The following is a 16,397-nucleotide window of genomic DNA, read 5'->3' on the forward strand; positions in this document are numbered from 1 at the left end:
GGTACACGGCTGGAAAAGGCCGCGCCGGGATGTCATATTCAAGCCATGCCGAACCTCGCCCGCCAGATCGACGATGAAGCCGCGGAATCCGACGCCCTGAAGGCTGCGGTGGCAAAGGCGCGCGCAGACCGGCGCGGCGTGCCGCACGAGCAGATGCGGGAATGGCTGTTGCGGGTGGCTGAGGGTGAGTTCGGTGCGGAACCACCGGAAACTCGCGACCTGTGAGGGTCGTCTGGCGAGCGGCGGCGCGTGCCGATCTCGTCCGCATCCTGCACTATGTCTCGCAGGAAAATCCGGTCGCCGCTCGGCGCCTGGCCCAGGAGTTGGTTCTTGCGGGTGACAGCCTGCAGGTGTTTCCGCGACGCGGCCGCCGGGGCTTGGTCGAGGGCACGCGGGAACTGGTCGTTGTCCGTCCCTATGTCATCGTCTACGACATCGGCGAAGTCTACGACATCGGCGAAGACGAAACCGTTTCGATCCTGCGGCTTTGGCACAGCGCTCAAGACCGCGGTTAACCGCTGAGAAAACAGGATCGCGCTTCCGACCGAATTGGCAAACCGGTGTTGCCAAAGCGGTTGCGGCGGGCTATGTAAGCGCCGTCGTCAAAACCTCACGCGGGCTGGCGGTCCCTCGGCTTTACCCCGATGGCCCGATCCGGTGTCCTGTCAAACGGACAGTGCCCGCGGCGGAGCAACCGGAAAAGGACTTTTCCAAATGGCTATTCCGTCTTTCACCATGCGCCAGCTGCTCGAAGCCGGCGTCCACTTCGGTCACCACACCCGTCGCTGGAATCCGAAGATGGGCACGTACATCTTCGGCGTGCGCAACGGTGTGCACATCATCGACCTGGAGCAGACCGTCCCGGCGCTGCACCGCGCCCTGCAGGCCGTCCGTGACGTCGTCGCCGGCGGCGGCCGCGTCCTGTTCGTCGGCACCAAGCGCCAGGCCCAGGAGAAGGTGGCCGAGGCCGCGTCGAAGTGCGGCCAGTACTACGTCAACCACCGCTGGCTCGGCGGCATGCTGACCAACTGGAAGACCATCTCCCAGTCGATCAAGCGCCTGCGCGAGATGGAAGAGCGTCTGGGCGGCGACACCTCGGGCCTGACCAAGCGCGAAATCCTCGAGCTGACCCGCGAGCGCGACAAGCTGGAGCGCGCGCTGGGCGGCATCAAGGAGATGGGCGGCCTGCCGGACGTCCTCTTCATCATCGACACCAACAAGGAGTCGATCGCGGTCAAGGAAGCCAACAAGCTCGGCATCCCGGTCATCGCGGTGATCGACAGCAACTCCGATCCGGACGGCGTGGCCTTCCCGATCCCGGGCAACGACGACGCCCTGCGCGCCATCGACCTGTACTGCGAGCTGGTGAACGGCGCCGTGCTCGACGGTCTGCAGGCCGAGATGAGCGCCGCCGGCATCGACGTCGGCTCCTCCGAGGAGGCTCCGGCTGAGCAGCTGCCGGAAGAGGAAGCGGAAGAGGCCGCGCCGGCTGAGCAAGCCCAGGCCTGATCCCGGTGATACGGGGCAGCCGGGCCTTATGACCTATGGCCCGGCTGCCTTTTTTATGAGTTGTTAGGATCAACCCGATCCGCTTGGATCCGTTCGGAAGGAAGAGGGCGAAACCATGGCCGAGATTACCGCCGCGCTCGTCAAGGAACTGCGCGAGAAGACCGGCGCGGGCATGATGGACTGCAAGAAGGCGCTGGCCGAGACCCAGGGCGACCTCGAGGGCGCCGTTGACTGGCTGCGCAAGAAGGGCCTCGCCGCCGCCGCCAAGAAGTCCGGCCGCGTCGCCGCCGAGGGTCTGGTCGCCGTCGCCACCGCCGGCACCGCGGGCGCCGTCGTCGAGGTGAACGCCGAGACCGACTTCGTCGCGCGCAACGACAAGTTCCAGGCCTTCTCCCTGAAGGCCGCCGAGCTGGTCCTGTCCGGTTCGGGCGACGTCGAGGGTCTGAAGGGCACCGCCTATCCGGACGCCGGCCGCACGGTCCAGGAAGAGCTGACCAACCTGATCGCCACCATCGGCGAGAACATGAACATCCGCCGCTCGGCCAAGCTGTCGGTTCCGGCGGGCGTCGTCGTGTCCTACGTCCACTCGGCCATCGCGCCGGGCCTCGGCAAGATCGGCGTTCTGGTCGCCCTGGAGTCGACCGGCGACGTCGCCAAGCTGAACGAGCTGGGCAAGCAGGTCGCGATGCACATCGCCGCCGCCCGTCCGGATGCCCTGGACATCGCCGACGTCGACACCTCCGCCCTGGAGCGTGAGCGCAACGTGCTCGCCGAGCAGGCCCGCGCCTCGGGCAAGCCGGAGAACATCGTCGAGAAGATGCTCGAAGGCCGCATCCGCAAGTACTACGAGGAAGTGGTGCTGCTGGAGCAGACCTACGTCATCGACGGCGAGACCAAGGTCCGCAAGGTCGTGGAGAACGCCGCCAAGGACGTCGGCGCCCCGGTCAAGGTGACGGGCTTCGTCCGCTTCGCGCTGGGCGAGGGCATCGAGAAGGCGGAGAGCGATTTCGCCGCCGAAGTCGCCGCCGCCGCCGGCCAGAAGTAAGGACCCGGCGTTCCGCCGCACGCACTCTTCACACCAACCGGGAGAAAGCCCCCCATGGCCCAGACCACCGGGACCACCGAGCCGGCTGACGGCATCCGCTTCAAACGAGTCCTGCTGAAGGTGTCGGGCGAGGCGTTGATGGGTCAGCGCGACTACGGCCTCGACCCGGAGGTGGTCAACCGCGTCGCCAACGAGGTGAAGGCGGTGATCCAGCTGGGCGTCCAGGTCAGCCTGGTCATCGGCGGGGGCAACATCTTCCGCGGGGTGAAGGGTGCGGCGAGCGGCATGGAGCGCGCCTCGGCCGACTACATCGGGATGCTCGCCACCGTGATGAACGCCCTGTCGATGCAGAGCGCTCTGGAGCGGATGGGCGTGGCGACCCGCGTGCAGTCGGCCATCCCCATGTCGTCGGTGTGCGAGCCCTATATCCGGCGCCGCGCCATCCGGCACATGGAAAAGGGCCGCGTGGTGATCTTCGCCGCCGGCACCGGCAACCCCTTCTTCACCACCGACACCGCCGCCGCGCTGCGCGCGTCGGAGATGGGCTGCGACGCTCTGCTGAAGGGCACGCAGGTGGACGGCGTCTACACCGCCGACCCGAAGAAGGTGAAGGACGCGCAGCGTTACGAGCGCCTGAACTATCTTGAAGTTCTGGCGAACGACCTGCAGGTGATGGACGCCTCCGCGATCTCCTTGGCGCGTGAGAGCCACATCCCCATACTCGTGTTCTCGATCCACACCCCCGGCGCCTTCGCCGAGGTGATGCAGGGCCGGGGCAAGTTTACGATCATCAACGAAGAAACGGAGTGAGCCGTGGCTGCGCCTGATACATCGGACCTCCAGTCGGATCTCAAGCGCCGCATGGAAGGAGCGCTTGAGGCGTTTCGCAAGGAGTTGAGCGGCCTGCGCACCGGCCGCGCCTCCGCCAGCCTGCTTGAGCCCGTCACCATCGAGGCCTACGGCGCGAGGATGCACCTCAAGGAGGTCGGCACCGTCAGCGTGCCGGAGCCGCGCCTGATCGTCGTGCAGGTCTGGGACCGCGGCATGGTCAAGGCCGTGGAGAAGGGCATCCGCGATTCGGGCCTCGGCCTGAACCCGCAGACGGAAGGCCAGTCGATCCGCGTGCCGCTGCCCGACCTGACGCAGGAGCGCCGCAAGGAACTCGCCAAGGTCGCCCACAAGTACGCCGAGCAGGCCCGCGTCGCCGTGCGCAACGTGCGCCGCGACGGCATGGACGGCCTGAAGAAGGCCGAGAAGGCCGGCGATATCTCGCAGGACGAGCACAAGGGGCTCGGCGAGAAGGTCCAGGCGCTCACCGACCAGTACATCAAGCTGGTCGACGATGCGCTTGCGGCGAAAGAAAAGGACATCATGCAGGTCTGACGGCATGCGCGACGCGGAAGACAGCCGCCCCCTGCGCCCGCCCGCGCACGTGGCCGTGATCATGGACGGCAACGGGCGCTGGGCGAAGTCCAGAGGGCTGCCCCGCACCGCCGGCCATAAAAAGGGCGTGGACGCCGTCCGCCGGACGGTCGAAGCCGCGGGCGAACTGGGGATCGGCTATCTGACGATCTTCAGTTTCTCGTCCGAGAACTGGCGTCGGCCGGAGGAGGAGGTGTCCGACCTCATGCAGCTCCTGCGCTTCTACCTGCGCAGCGAGATTGCCGACCTCCACCGCAACGGCGTGCGCCTGCGCGTCATCGGCGACCGGGCCCGCCTGTCCAAGGACATCGTCGGCCTGATCGACAACGCCGAGGCCCTCACGCGCGACAACCGCAAGCTGACCCTCGTGGTGGCGTTGAGCTACGGCTCCCGCCAGGAGATCACGCTGGCGGCTCGGCGTCTGGCCGAGGAGGTGAGGGCGGGGACGCTCGACCCCGCGGACATCACCGAGGATCGGCTGTCCGAGCGCCTGTTCACCGCCGACATCCCGGACCCCGACCTGATCGTCCGCACCAGCGGCGAAAAGCGCATCAGCAACTTCCTGCTCTGGCAGGCGGCGTATGCCGAGCTGGTCTTCGTGGACACGCTCTGGCCTGACTTTTCCAAGCGCGACCTGGAGGCGGCGATTGAAGAGTTCCACCGACGGGAACGTCGCTTCGGCGCAACCACCGGCACCCGCTAAATCCGGCGACCTGAAGACGCGCGCCATTTCGGCGCTCGTCCTGGCCCCGCTCGTCCTCGCCGCGGTCTGGGCCGGCGGCTGGGTGTTTTACGCCCTGATCGCGCTCGGCGCCGTGGCCTCCGCCGTGGAGTGGGGCAACCTCGTCCCCTGCCGTCGCAAGGGTGCCGCCATTGCGTTATCGGTGGCCGGCGTCCTGCTGGCGCTGGCCACGCAGATCGCCGCCGGGCCCTGGGCGGCCGTCGTCGTCGCCATCCTGGCCACCGCCGGCGTCGCGCTGGCGTCGGGCGGACCGGACCGCGGCCTGTCCGGCGGCGGTCTCCTCTACATCGTCGCCGGTCTGGCCGGCCTGATGTGGCTGCGCGACGATCCGGACTCCGGCCTCGCCCTGTTCCTCTTCACCATGCTCGGCGTCTGGGCGACCGACATCGGCGCCTACGCCGCCGGCCGCAGCATCGGCGGGCCAAAGCTGGCCCCGCGCATCAGCCCCAAGAAGACCTGGGCCGGCCTGATCGGCGGCATGGCCTCCTCCGCCCTGGTGGGGTGGGGGGTGGCTCTGGCCGCGGGCGCGCAACGGCCGTTGCTGGCTCTTGCGGTGGGCGCCGTCCTCGCCGTGGTGGCGCAAGCGGGCGACCTCTTCGAATCCGCGGTCAAACGCCGTTACAACGTGAAGGACAGCGGCCATCTCATTCCTGGTCACGGGGGAATCCTGGACCGCATCGACGGGCTGCTCAGCGCGGCTCCGGTGCTGGCCCTGTTCCACGCGACCATCGGCACGGCAATCGCATGGTGGTGACGGGGTTATGGTTGTGAAGGCTGAAGGGGCGGTGGACGCGCCGCGCCGCGTGACGATCTTCGGGTCGACCGGATCGGTCGGCACGCAGACGGTGGACCTCGTCGCCCGCGATCCGGAGCGCTTCCCGGTGGAGGCACTGACCGCCAACCGCAACGTCGCCCTCCTCGCCGAGCAGGCGCGGCAACTCCGCCCCAGACTGGCCGTGGTCGCCGACCCCGCCGCCTACGCCGACCTCAAGGCGGCGCTGGCCGGCACCGGGGTCGAGGCGGCCGCCGGGCCGCAGGCGGTGGCCGAGGCCGCGGAGCGCCCCGCCGACTGGGTGATGGCCGCCATCGTCGGCGCCGCCGGGTTGGAGCCCACGCTGGCCGCCGTGCGCCGCGGCGCCTGCGTCGCCTTCGCCAACAAGGAGGTTCTGGTCTGCGCCGGTGCCCTGATGATGGAGGAGGTGCGCCGACACGGCGCCAACCTGCTGCCGGTCGACAGCGAGCATTCGGCGATCTACCAGGTCTTCGATTTCGACCGTCTGGACAGTGTGCAGCGCCTGATCCTGACGGCGTCCGGCGGCCCCTTCCGGACCAGGGACCGCGCCTTCATGGCCGTGGCGACGCGCGAGCAGGCGGTGGCCCATCCGACCTGGGAGATGGGCGCCAAGATCTCCATCGACAGCGCCACCATGATGAACAAGGGGCTGGAGATCATCGAGGCGCATTTCCTCTTCGGGATTCCCGAGGTGAAGATCGACGTGCTGGTCCATCCCCAATCGGTCGTGCATTCGCTGGTCGAGTATGTGGACGGCTCGGTCCTGGCGCAGCTCGGCACGCCGGACATGCGCACGCCGATCGCCTACGCGCTCGGCTGGCCGGCGCGCATCCCGACGCCCGCCGAGCGGCTGGACCTCGTCAAGGCCGCCACCCTGACTTTCGAGGCCCCGGACCCCGAGCGATTCCCGGCCCTGAGGCTCGCCCGGGCCGCCTTGCAAAGCGGTGGGGGCGCTCCTACTATTCTCAGTGCCGCCAACGAGGTGGCTGTGCAGGCGTTCCTCGACCGCCGGATCGGCTTTCTCGACATCGAACGGATCGTCGAGGGGGTGTTGGGCACACTGCCGCACCGGCCGCTCCGCGACCTGGGCGCGGTGCGCGACACCGACGCCGAGGCGCGCCGCGTCGCGGCGGACCGGGTCGAGGCGCTGGCACGCTAGAGTCTTTTTCCGGACGCGGACCGCGACGGGGCTGCTCCGGGATGCAAAGGATGTGATGGACGTCATGGGCGGCTTCGGGACCACGCTTCTGTCTTTTCTGCTGGTCCTCACCGTGCTCGTGTTTGTGCACGAACTCGGCCACTACCTCGTGGCGCGCCGCAACGGTGTGCGCATCGAGGTTTTCTCCATCGGCTTCGGCCCCGAGCTGTTCGGCTGGACCGACCGCTCCGGCACGCGCTGGAAGTTCAGCGCCATCCCGCTCGGCGGCTATGTGAAGATGTTCGGCGACGCCGACCCGGCGAGCACGCCGGGCGCTCACACGCAGAGCATGAGCGCCGAGGAGCAGGCGGTCTCCTTCCACCACAAGCGGCTCGGCCAGCGGGCGGCCATCGTGGCGGCGGGTCCCATCGCGAATTTCCTGTTCGCCATCGTCGCCCTGACCATTCTGTTCGCCACCGCCGGCCAGTCCTTCACCCCGCCGGACGTCGGCGGCGTGCAGCCGGACAGCGCCGCGGAGCGCGCCGGGCTGCAGCCGGGCGACCTGATCGTTTCCATCAACGGCAGCGGCATCCAGCGATTCGAGGAAATCCGCCAGATCGTCTCCATGCAGCCGGGCGCGCCGCTGGAGATGGTCGTGCAGCGCGACGGGCGTTCGGTCAATCTGACGGCGACTCCGGACGTGCGCGAAGTCACCGACCGACTCGGCAACACGCACCGCATCGGCCAGCTCGGAATCATGCGCGGCGGGGCGGAAACGAAGCGCCACGACCCGCTGACCGCCCTGTGGCAGGCGGGCCGGGAGGTCGTCGGCATGGTGTCCGGCACCTTCGTGGCGCTCGGCCAGATGATCGAGGGATCGCGCGGCACCGAGGAGCTGGGCGGGCCGCTGCGCATCGCCCAGATGTCCGGCGAGGTCGCTCAATCCGGCTGGTACCCGCTGATCTGGTTCATGACCTTCCTGTCGGTGAACCTCGGCATGATCAATTTGTTTCCGGTTCCGCTGCTTGACGGCGGCCATCTGATGTTCTACGCCCTTGAAGGACTCCGTGGGCGTCCTCTCGGACCTAAAGCGCAAGAATACGGTTTCCGCATCGGGCTTGCTTTGGTATTAACGCTCATGGTTTTCGCCACGTGGAACGATCTCGTTCAGCTTCGCGTGGTGGATTTCTTTAGGGGGCTGATTTCCTGAGGGATGCCCCCAAAGCCAGGGAGCGAGCTTTGCGGGTGTCGAGCAGGGTTCTGGCGTTCGGCCTGATGGCCGGTTGCGCCATGACGACGGTTTCTCTTGCCCTTTCCCACGCAGCCTGGGCCCAGGCGGGCGCGCCCAATCCGGGGGCGGCGAAATCCGCCGCCTTCGGCGATGGGACGCTGGTGGCGCAGATGTTCTCGGGCGGCACCATCCGGGACATCCGGGTGGAGGGCGTCCAGCGCATCGAGCCGACGACGGTCCGCTCCTACCTCGCGGTGGCGCCCGGCGATCCCTTCGATCCCGACCGCATCGACCAGTCGCTGAAGGCCCTGTTCAACACGGGCCTGTTCGCCGACGTCGTGCTGAAGCGCGACGGCGATGCGCTGGTGGTGCAGGTGGCGGAAAACCCGATCATCAACCGCATCGCCTTCGAGGGGAACCGGCGCATCGAGAGGGAGAACCTGGAGAAGGAAATCCAGCTCCGTCCCCGCGTCGTTTACACCCGCACGCGCGTCCAGAGCGATGTGCAGCGCATCCTGGACATCTACCGCCGCCAGGGCCGCTTCGCCGCGACCGTCGAGCCGAAGATCATCCAGCTCGACCAGAACCGCGTCGATCTGGTGTTCGAGATCAACGAGGGTGTGCGCACCGGCGTGCGCAGCATCACCTTCATCGGCAACGAGAAGTTCTCCGACGGGACGCTGCGCGAGGCGATCCAGACGCGGGAAAGCGCCTGGTGGCGCTTCATGACGTCGGACGACAACTACGATCCCGACCGCCTGAACTACGACCGCGACCTGCTGCGCCGCTACTACCTCAAGGAAGGCTACGCCGATTTCCGCGTTGTCTCGGCCGTGGCGGAGCTGACGCCGGACCGCGAGGACTTCGTCATCACCTTCACGGTGGACGAGGGCGAGCGCTACAAGTTCGGCAAGATGGACATCAGCACCTCGCTGAAGGCGTTGGACCCGGAGCAGCTGCGCAGCGTGCTGAGCACGCGCGAAGGCGACTGGTACAACGCGCAGGAGGTGGAGAACACCATCACCAAGCTGTCCAACGCGGTCGGCGACCTGCAGTACGCCTTCGTGGACGTCCGTCCGCGCATCTCGCGCAACCGCGAGAACCAGACCATCGACATCGTCTACGACATCGTCGAGGGGCCGCGCGTCTTCGTGGAGCGCATCGACGTCACCGGCAACGTCCGCACGCTGGACAAGGTGGTCCGGCGCGAGATGCTGCTGTCCGAAGGCGACCCGTTCAGCACGACCAAGCTGCGCCGCTCCGAACAGCGCATCAAGGATCTCGGCTATTTCGAGCGCGTCAACATCACCACCGCGGAGGGCTCGGCGCCCGACCGCACCGTGATGAACGTCGAGGTGACCGAGCAGTCGACCGGTGAAATTTCCATCGGTGCCGGCTACTCGACCTCCGACGGTCCGCTGGCCGACTTCTCGATCCGCGAGCGCAACCTGTTGGGCCGCGGCCAGGACCTGCGCTTCGGCGCCACCGTGTCGGGCAGCCGCCAGGAATACGACGTCTCCTTCACCGAGCCGTACTTCCTCGACCGGGACCTCTCGGCCGGTTTCGACCTGTTCCGCATCACCCGCGACTACCAGGACGAAAGCTCCTTCGACGAGAAGAGCACCGGCATGGCCCTGCGCATGGGCTATCCGCTGACCGAGAACCTGCGCCAGCGCGTCTACTACCAGCTGCAGAACACCGACATCACCAGCGTTCCCAGCTCGGCGTCCCGCTACATCCAGGACCAGAAGGGCGCGCGCACGACGTCGCTGATCGGCCAGGAGCTGACCTACGACCGCCGCAACAGCCGTTTGAACCCGACGGAAGGCTACTACATCCGCCTGACGAACGATTTCGCCGGCGTGGGCGGCAACGCCCGCTTCCTGCGCAACCGTCTCGCCGGCGGCTATTACCTGCCGCTGTTCGACGACAGCTGGGTGCTCAGCACCACGGGCGAGGTCGGCTACATCGTCGGCATCGGCAAGGACGTCTTCCTGTCCGACCGCTTCTTCCTGGGCGGCGACACGCTGCGCGGCTTCAACACCGCCGGCATCGGCCCGCGCGACCTGCGCACCGGTGACGCCCTGGGCGGCACCCGCTACTACCGCGGTTCGGTGGAGATGAGCTTCCCGGTCGGCCTGCCCGAGGAATTCGGGCTGAAGGGCCACGCCTTCTCCGACGTCGGCACGCTGGGCAAGGTCGACATCAATGACCCGCTCGTCCCCGACGACGAATCGGTCCGCCTGTCGGTCGGCACCGGCCTGTCCTGGCGCTCGCCCTTCGGGCCGATCCGCCTTGACTTTGCGGTCCCGATTATCAAGGAAGATTACGACAAGAAAGAGATCTTCCGCTTCAGCTTTGGAACCAGGTTCTAACATGCAGTTCAGCAAGCTCAGGGCGCTGGTCGCCGCCGGTGCGGTGATGGCGGGCGTCGCGATGGCGACGCCGTCCTTCGCCGAAGACAAGCCGACCGACAACCTCAAGGCGCCGGTCATCGCGGTGGTCGACGTGCAGAAGATCATGCAGGAGTCGAACGCCTCCAAGGGCGTCTCGAAGTCCTTCGAATCGCTGCGCGAGACCTACCAGAAGGAAATCGCCTCGCTGGAGGACAAGCTTCGCAAGTCCGAAGAGGAACTGCGCAAGCAGCAGACCGTGCTGGCCCCGGACGCGCTGGCCACCAAGCGCCGCGACTTCGAGAAGCAGGTCGGCGAGGTCCAGAAGACGGTGCAGAGCCGCAAGCGCGCCCTGGAGAACGCGCTGAACGAGGCGATGGCCGTCGTCCACAAGAACATGGTGGAGATCGTGGCCGATGTCGCGCGCGAGCGCGGCGCCAACCTGGTTCTCGCCCGCCAGCAGTTCGTCCTGGTCGACACCCAGCTCGACGTCACCGACGTGGTGCTGGAGCGGGTGAACAAGAAGCTGCCCCAGGTCGCGCTGACCGTTCCCAAGCAGTAAGGCGCGTCGGAACGAGCCGCCACGCTTCCGCAGGGAGGCGTGGCGGCTTTTTGTTTGCGCGAAGGGCGGAGCCGGAAAGCCGTCGGCGTCGGGATTGCCAAATCCTTGGAAATGGGGCACAAGGGGCGACGTCCCGTGCCGCCGCAGGCGCGGCGCAGGGCGTTCTCGTGGATTTTGAAAGGCGGGCGGCCGGACCATGGATGTGACGGCGGACAACAAGAAGATAGCCGACCTCGACATCATGCGGATCATGGAAATGATCCCGCATCGCTATCCGATTCTGATGATCGACCGGGTGATCGACATCACTCTGGGCGAAAGCGCCACCGGCGTGAAGAACGTCACCATCAACGAGCCGTTCTTCCAGGGGCACTTCCCGTCGCGGCCGGTGATGCCGGGCGTGATGATCATCGAGGCGATGGCGCAGACCTCCGCCGTGCTGGTGGTCGCCACGCTGGGCAAGGAGTCCGAGGGCAAGCTGGTCTACTTCATGACCGTGGACGAGGCGCGCTTCCGTCGCCCGGTCACCCCCGGCGACACCATCCACATCCATGTGAGCAAGCAGCGCCAGCGCGCCAACGTGTGGAAGTTCAAGGGCGAGGCCAAGGTCAACGGTGTCCTGGTCGCCGAAGCCGTCTATTCCGCCATGATCCTGGACGAGAAATGAGCGTTTCCATTCACCCGACGGCGGTCGTCGATCCGGCCGCCAAGCTGGGCGAAGACGTTTCCATCGGTCCCTTCTGCGTGGTCGGGCCGGATGTCCAACTCGGCGACCGCGTGCGCCTGACCTCCCACGTGGTGGTCGAGGGCCGCACGCTCATCGGCGGAGACTCGGTCATCTACCCGTTCGCGTCCATCGGTCACCGCCCGCAGGACCTGAAGTTCAAGGGCGAGCCGTCCGAGCTGATCATCGGGCGCAACAACCAGATCCGTGAGCATGTCACCATGAGCCCCGGCACCGAGGGCGGCGGCATGGTCACGCGGGTCGGCGACAACGGCCTGTTCATGGTCGGTGTTCACATCGCCCACGACTGCGTCGTCGGCAACAACGCGGTCCTGGCGAACAACGCCACGCTGGCCGGCCATGTCCATCTGGGCGACTTCGTGACCATCGGCGGTCTGTCGGCGGTCCGCCAGTTCGTCCGCATCGGCTCGCACGCCATGATCGGCGGCATGTCCGGCGTGGAGAAGGACGTGATCCCTTACGGCCTCGTCATGGGCGACCGCGCCCGTCTGGCCGGCCTGAACCTCGTCGGGCTGGAGCGTCGCGGCTTCCAGAAGGACGAGATCCACGCCCTGCGCGCCGCTTATCGCCTGCTCTTCGGCAATGAGGGTACCTTTGCCGAGCGCATGGAGGAGGTCGGGCGCGACATGGGACAGCAGACGCTGGTCGCCGACGTGCTGACCTTCGCGCGCGCCTCGCGGTCGCTCTGCCAGCCGCGCGAGGGCTGAGGGGCCTTCACGCTCCTCTTTTTACGTTCTGTTTCCTGGGAGAGTCCCGGCCATGTCGCAGCCTCTTCCCAAGCTCGGCATCCTGGCGGGTGGCGGCACCCTGCCGGCCCGCATCGCCGCCGCGGTGCGCGGCCAGGGGCGCGAGGTCTTCGTCGTGGCCTTCGACGGCCACACCGACCCCGCCACCGTCGCGGGCCTTCCCCATCTGTGGAGCCGCTTCGGCGCCGCCGGCAGCATCATCGACCGGTTGAAGAAGGAAAAGGTGACGGAGTTGGTCTTCGCCGGTCCGGTGCGCCGGCCGTCCTTCACCGAACTGCTGCCCGACTGGTACACCACCAAGTTCCTCGCCAAGGTCGGCACCCGCGCGCTCGGCGACGACGGGCTGCTGCGCTCCGTCGCGCGTGAACTCGAAGGGGAGGGGTTCCGCGTCGTCGGTCTGCACGACCTGCTCGGCGAGATTCTGACCCCGTCCGGGCCGGTAGGCCGGCTGCGGCCGGACGCCGAGGCGGAGCGCGACATCGCCCGCGCCGTCGAGGTCGCCCGCGCGCTCGGCGCGCTCGACGTCGGACAGGGCGCCGTGGTGCAGCAGGGGCTCGTGCTTGCCGTGGAAGCCATCGAGGGAACCGACGCCATGCTGGCCCGCTGCGCCGGGCTGGCGCGCCCCGGGGCGGGCGGCGTTCTGGTCAAGGTGAAGAAGCCGCAGCAGGACCGCCGCCTCGACCTGCCCACCATGGGGGTGACGACCGTGGAGAACGCCGCCCGTGCCGGTCTGCGCGGCATCGCGGTCGAGGCGGGCGGCAGCCTGCTGGTGGACCGCGCCGCGGTGGCCGAGACCGCCGACCGGCTGGGTCTCTTCGTCGTCGGCATCACCGTTGCGTCGGAGACCCGGTCGTGAGCGATCCGCTGATTTTCCTGATTGCCGGGGAGCCCTCCGGCGACGCGCTGGGCGCGCGGCTGATGGCCGCCTGCAAGCGGCTGACCGGCGGGCGGGTGCGCTTTGCCGGCATCGGTGGCGAGAAGATGGTCGCGGAGGGGCTGGACAGCCTGTTCCCGATGGGCGAGCTGACCCTGTTCGGCGTGTTCGAGCTGCTGCCCCATCTGCCGAACCTGCTGCGCCGCATCGACCAGACGGTCGCCGAGATCCTGCGGCTGCGGCCCGACGCGGTGGTGGGCATCGATTCGCCGGGCTTCACGGTGCGGGTGTCCAAGCGGGTCAAGGCGCAGGCGCCGGACATCCCGCTGATCCATTACGTCGCGCCCACCGTCTGGGCGTGGAAGCCGAAGCGCGCCGCCAAATACGCGGCGATCTACGATCACCTGCTGGCCATCCTGCCCTTCGAGCCGCCCTATTTCGAGAAGGAGGGGCTTCCCTGCACCTTCGTCGGCCATTCGGTGGTGGAGAGCGGCGCCGGGCATGGCGACGCGCGGCGCTTCCGCGAGGCCCACGGGCTGGCACCGGATGCGCGGATCGTCGCCGTCCTGCCGGGGAGCCGGAAGGGCGAGGTGTCCCGCCTCCTCCCCGATTTCCGCGCCACGCTGGAGCGCTTGCTGCCGTCTCATCCGGAACTGGTCGCCGTTGTGCCGACCGTGGCAACGGTGCGCGACCGCGTCGCGTCGGAGGTGGCGGGTTGGCCGCTGCGCACCATCCTCGTCGAAGGTGACGGTCCGAAGTACGACGCCTTCGCGGCGGCGGAGGCCGCGCTGGCGGCATCCGGAACGGTGGCGCTGGAGCTGGCGCTGGCCCGCCTGCCGACGGTGATCGCCTACCGCCTCAACCCGGTGACGGTGGCCTTGTACCGGCGGCTGATCCGGGTCAAATACGTCAATCTGGTCAATCTGATGCTCGACCGCATGCTGGTGCCGGAACTGCTTCAGCAGGACTGCCGTCCCGACCGGCTGGCGTCCGAATTGGGCCGCCTGCTCGACGATCCCGCCGCCCGCGCGACGCAGATCGACGGGGTGGCGGAGGTGGCGCGCTGGCTGGGGCAGGGCGGAACGCCACCCAGCGAACGCGCCGCCCAGGTCGTGCTGGAGGTTGCCGCCGGTCGGTCGGGCCGGACGAATCCGGAAAAGACGAGAGCGCAAGAACCCGCTTGGGAGAAGAGACCATGAGCCAATTCCGCCTGCTGCACACGATGCTCCGGGTCTATGATCTGGAGAAGTCGCTGGACTTCTACACCCGCCTGCTCGGCATGAAGCTGCTGCGCCGCAACGACTATGAAGGCGGGCGCTTCACGCTGGCCTTCGTTGGCTACGGCGACGAGAAGGACACCGCTGTCCTGGAACTGACCCACAACTGGGACCAGGCGGAGCCCTATGAGATTGGCACCGCCTACGGCCACATCGCGCTGGGCGTGCCGGACATCTATGCCACCTGTGAGCAGCTCGCCAAGGAAGGCGTCAAGATTCCGCGTCCGCCCGGCCCGATGAAGCATGGCACCACCGTGATCGCCTTCATCGAGGACCCGGACGGCTACAAGGTTGAGCTGATCGAGACGAAGTAAGCGGTCTTACAGCGTTTTGTAGAAGAGGACGGTGTCATGGAAGGCGCCGTCCGCTTCCACGGTGTAGCCCGGGATCAGCCCGGCGCGCCGCCAGCCCGTCGCTTCATAAAAGGGCTCGCCACGGTCGCCCTTCAGCGTGTCGAGCACCAGCAGCGACCGCCCCAATAAGCGGGCGGTCTCCTCCACCGCCGCCATCAGCCGCCGCGCGACTCCGTTCCGCCGGTGACGGGTGAAGACGAGCAGCTTCTGCACCTCGGCGCGGTGCGCGCCATTCGGCTTGGTGCAGAGCGCCAACTGAACGCTTCCCAGCAACTCTCCCTCCGTCCCGCGGGCGATCAGCAGACGGTGCGCGCCACCGGAAAGCTGGGCGGCCACCCCGTCCCAGAACGCCCGCCTCCAGTGCGGTTCCAGCGGGGCGTGGTAGCCGACCGAGGCGCCGCTGTTCACAGCGTCTTCCAGAAGGGTTTCAAGCTCCACCCGCAGGCGGTGATTGTCGAGGGCGGAGACGTCGGTGATGGCCAAGTGGGTCGTCATGGGAAGCGCCGGGATGGTTCTGTTCGTGCCCCAAGCCTGCCCGCCGCTTCATCGGTCCACAATTGACTTCGCAGGGCAGGGGTGTGAGGAATCCTCACAGCGAAACCCAGCCGTCTCACCGATGCCGCGTCTTCCCTTCACCGCCCTGGCCGCCTTCGAGGCGGCGTCCCGGCACGGCAGCATGACCCGCGCCGCCGACGAGCTTGGCCTGACCCATGGGGCGATCAGCCGTCAGGTGGGCGATCTGGAGAAGCGGCTGAGGGTCCGTCTGTTCGAGCGCACCCCGCAGGGGCTTCTTTTGACCGACGCCGGACGCGATCTCGCGCAGGCCTGCACCGCCGGTTTGGGCCGGGTTCAGGAGAGCTGGGACCGCATCGCCGGGCAAGGGCCGGAGCGGCTGCGCGTTGCCGCTCCGCGCACCTGGGCCGCCTTGTGGCTGGTGCCGCGGCTGGGGCGCTTCCTGGACCACCGGCCGGACCTGCGGCTGGACATCGAGGGTGGCAACACCGACCGTGTGTCGGAAGCCGAGGCCGGCTGGGCCGTCATCCGCTACGTGCGCGGCGGCGATCCGGGCCCGGAAGGGGCGCTTCTGTCGGAGGAGTCGCTGATCCCGGTCTGCGCGCCGTCGCTGGCCGAGCAGCTGTCCGGCCCGGCCGACCTGTCCCGACAGACGCTGCTGCATTATCAGGCGTCGCCGGACTGGAGTCTGTGGCGCGCTGGCAGTGGGCTCAGTCTGGATGGAGCAGGCAGCCTGAGCTTTTCGGAATCGGTGATGGTGATCCAGGCGGCGATGGCCGGGCAGGGGATCGCGCTGGGGCGCCCATCGCTGGTGCTGGAGGCCCTGGAGGCCGGACGGCTCGTCGTCCCCTTTGGGCCGGCGGTGTCTTGCGGCGACCGCTATGTGCTGACCGCCCCGGCTGAAGGGCGCGGGCGCGGCGTGCTCCGCGCCTTCCGGCACTGGTTGCTGGCAGAAGCCGCAACGGATCGGGCGCGGTTGGAACGGCTCGGCGTACCGCTTCCGCAGGGCCGCGCTGGCGCCTGATTCCGTTTCGTGTTTATATCCGCCATCGGA

19 protein-coding genes are annotated in these 16,397 nt (G+C 67.9%); 18 read left to right on the forward strand and 1 reads right to left on the reverse strand.

Annotated features, from left to right (window positions below; all coding sequences use genetic code 11):
* Nucleotides 1–45 precede the first annotated feature (45 nt).
* From FBZ83_RS16510 to gloA, 17 genes are all read left to right on the forward strand, one after another.
* Complete coding sequence (locus tag FBZ83_RS16510) at nucleotides 46–225, forward strand: hypothetical protein (protein ID WP_114858461.1); 180 nt, start codon at nucleotides 46–48, stop codon at nucleotides 223–225.
* Nucleotides 222–515, forward strand: a complete 294-nt coding sequence (locus FBZ83_RS16515) for a type II toxin-antitoxin system RelE/ParE family toxin (protein WP_145684960.1) — start codon at nucleotides 222–224, stop codon at nucleotides 513–515. Before FBZ83_RS16510 ends, FBZ83_RS16515 begins: the two co-directional genes overlap by 4 nt.
* A gap of 199 nt (nucleotides 516–714) precedes the next feature.
* Nucleotides 715–1,509: a 30S ribosomal protein S2 gene (gene rpsB, locus FBZ83_RS16520; protein ID WP_145684970.1), complete on the forward strand. Its 795-nt coding sequence runs from the start codon at nucleotides 715–717 to the stop codon at nucleotides 1,507–1,509.
* A 115-nt stretch (nucleotides 1,510–1,624) separates the two neighbouring features.
* Nucleotides 1,625–2,554, forward strand: coding sequence for a translation elongation factor Ts (gene tsf, locus FBZ83_RS16525; RefSeq protein WP_035673097.1), 930 nt, complete (start codon nucleotides 1,625–1,627; stop codon nucleotides 2,552–2,554).
* Between the two features lie 54 nt (nucleotides 2,555–2,608).
* The gene (pyrH, locus tag FBZ83_RS16530) at nucleotides 2,609–3,364 is read left to right on the forward strand and encodes a UMP kinase (protein ID WP_145678217.1); all 756 of its coding nucleotides are present in this window, start codon (nucleotides 2,609–2,611) and stop codon (nucleotides 3,362–3,364) included.
* A 3-nt stretch (nucleotides 3,365–3,367) separates the two neighbouring features.
* Nucleotides 3,368–3,937, forward strand: a complete 570-nt coding sequence (gene frr, locus FBZ83_RS16535; RefSeq protein WP_114858465.1) for a ribosome recycling factor — start codon at nucleotides 3,368–3,370, stop codon at nucleotides 3,935–3,937.
* A gap of 4 nt (nucleotides 3,938–3,941) precedes the next feature.
* Nucleotides 3,942–4,679, forward strand: a complete 738-nt coding sequence (locus tag FBZ83_RS16540; RefSeq protein WP_145678216.1) for an isoprenyl transferase — start codon at nucleotides 3,942–3,944, stop codon at nucleotides 4,677–4,679.
* Nucleotides 4,624–5,472 carry a phosphatidate cytidylyltransferase gene (locus tag FBZ83_RS16545; protein ID WP_145684982.1) on the forward strand — a complete coding sequence of 283 codons (849 nt, stop codon included), beginning with the start codon at nucleotides 4,624–4,626 and terminating at the stop codon, nucleotides 5,470–5,472. The genes FBZ83_RS16540 and FBZ83_RS16545 overlap by 56 nt, the downstream gene beginning before the upstream one ends.
* Before the next feature lie 7 nt (nucleotides 5,473–5,479).
* Complete coding sequence (locus FBZ83_RS16550) at nucleotides 5,480–6,670, forward strand: 1-deoxy-D-xylulose-5-phosphate reductoisomerase (protein ID WP_145684995.1); 1,191 nt, start codon at nucleotides 5,480–5,482, stop codon at nucleotides 6,668–6,670.
* Nucleotides 6,671–6,725: 55 nt separating this feature from the next.
* Complete coding sequence (gene rseP / locus FBZ83_RS16555; protein WP_145685007.1) at nucleotides 6,726–7,859, forward strand: RIP metalloprotease RseP; 1,134 nt, start codon at nucleotides 6,726–6,728, stop codon at nucleotides 7,857–7,859.
* Nucleotides 7,860–7,888: 29 nt separating this feature from the next.
* Entirely contained in the window at nucleotides 7,889–10,255 is a 2,367-nt protein-coding gene (gene bamA / locus FBZ83_RS16560; protein WP_145678213.1) for an outer membrane protein assembly factor BamA, read from the forward strand.
* A 1-nt stretch (nucleotide 10,256) separates the two neighbouring features.
* A complete protein-coding gene (locus FBZ83_RS16565) occupies nucleotides 10,257–10,835 on the forward strand; it encodes an OmpH family outer membrane protein (protein WP_145685021.1) in 579 nt (192 codons plus the stop codon).
* A gap of 196 nt (nucleotides 10,836–11,031) precedes the next feature.
* Nucleotides 11,032–11,502: a 3-hydroxyacyl-ACP dehydratase FabZ gene (gene fabZ, locus FBZ83_RS16570; RefSeq protein WP_014240160.1), complete on the forward strand. Its 471-nt coding sequence runs from the start codon at nucleotides 11,032–11,034 to the stop codon at nucleotides 11,500–11,502.
* The gene (gene lpxA, locus FBZ83_RS16575) at nucleotides 11,499–12,287 is read left to right on the forward strand and encodes an acyl-ACP--UDP-N-acetylglucosamine O-acyltransferase (protein WP_145685033.1); all 789 of its coding nucleotides are present in this window, start codon (nucleotides 11,499–11,501) and stop codon (nucleotides 12,285–12,287) included. The genes fabZ and lpxA overlap by 4 nt, the downstream gene beginning before the upstream one ends.
* Before the next feature lie 52 nt (nucleotides 12,288–12,339).
* Complete coding sequence (locus FBZ83_RS16580; RefSeq protein ID WP_145685046.1) at nucleotides 12,340–13,182, forward strand: LpxI family protein; 843 nt, start codon at nucleotides 12,340–12,342, stop codon at nucleotides 13,180–13,182.
* Nucleotides 13,179–14,399 (forward strand): lipid-A-disaccharide synthase, encoded by a 1,221-nt coding sequence (gene lpxB / locus FBZ83_RS16585; RefSeq protein ID WP_145685058.1) that lies wholly within the window; start codon nucleotides 13,179–13,181, stop codon nucleotides 14,397–14,399. Before FBZ83_RS16580 ends, lpxB begins: the two co-directional genes overlap by 4 nt.
* The gene (gene gloA, locus FBZ83_RS16590; protein ID WP_094305990.1) at nucleotides 14,396–14,791 is read left to right on the forward strand and encodes a lactoylglutathione lyase; all 396 of its coding nucleotides are present in this window, start codon (nucleotides 14,396–14,398) and stop codon (nucleotides 14,789–14,791) included. The genes lpxB and gloA overlap by 4 nt, the downstream gene beginning before the upstream one ends.
* 6 nt (nucleotides 14,792–14,797) lie before the next feature.
* On the opposite strand, the gene FBZ83_RS16595 is transcribed toward gloA, so the two are convergent.
* Nucleotides 14,798–15,325: a GNAT family N-acetyltransferase gene (locus FBZ83_RS16595; protein ID WP_145685066.1), complete on the reverse strand. Its 528-nt coding sequence runs from the start codon at nucleotides 15,323–15,325 to the stop codon at nucleotides 14,798–14,800.
* A gap of 121 nt (nucleotides 15,326–15,446) precedes the next feature.
* Here FBZ83_RS16595 and FBZ83_RS16600 point away from each other — a divergent pair, with 121 nt between their 5' ends.
* Complete coding sequence (locus FBZ83_RS16600; RefSeq protein WP_186466110.1) at nucleotides 15,447–16,367, forward strand: LysR substrate-binding domain-containing protein; 921 nt, start codon at nucleotides 15,447–15,449, stop codon at nucleotides 16,365–16,367.
* Nucleotides 16,368–16,397: the final 30 nt, after the last annotated feature.

The organism is Azospirillum brasilense, assembly GCF_007827815.1.
GTDB classification, from domain to species: Bacteria; Pseudomonadota; Alphaproteobacteria; order Azospirillales; family Azospirillaceae; genus Azospirillum; species Azospirillum brasilense_C.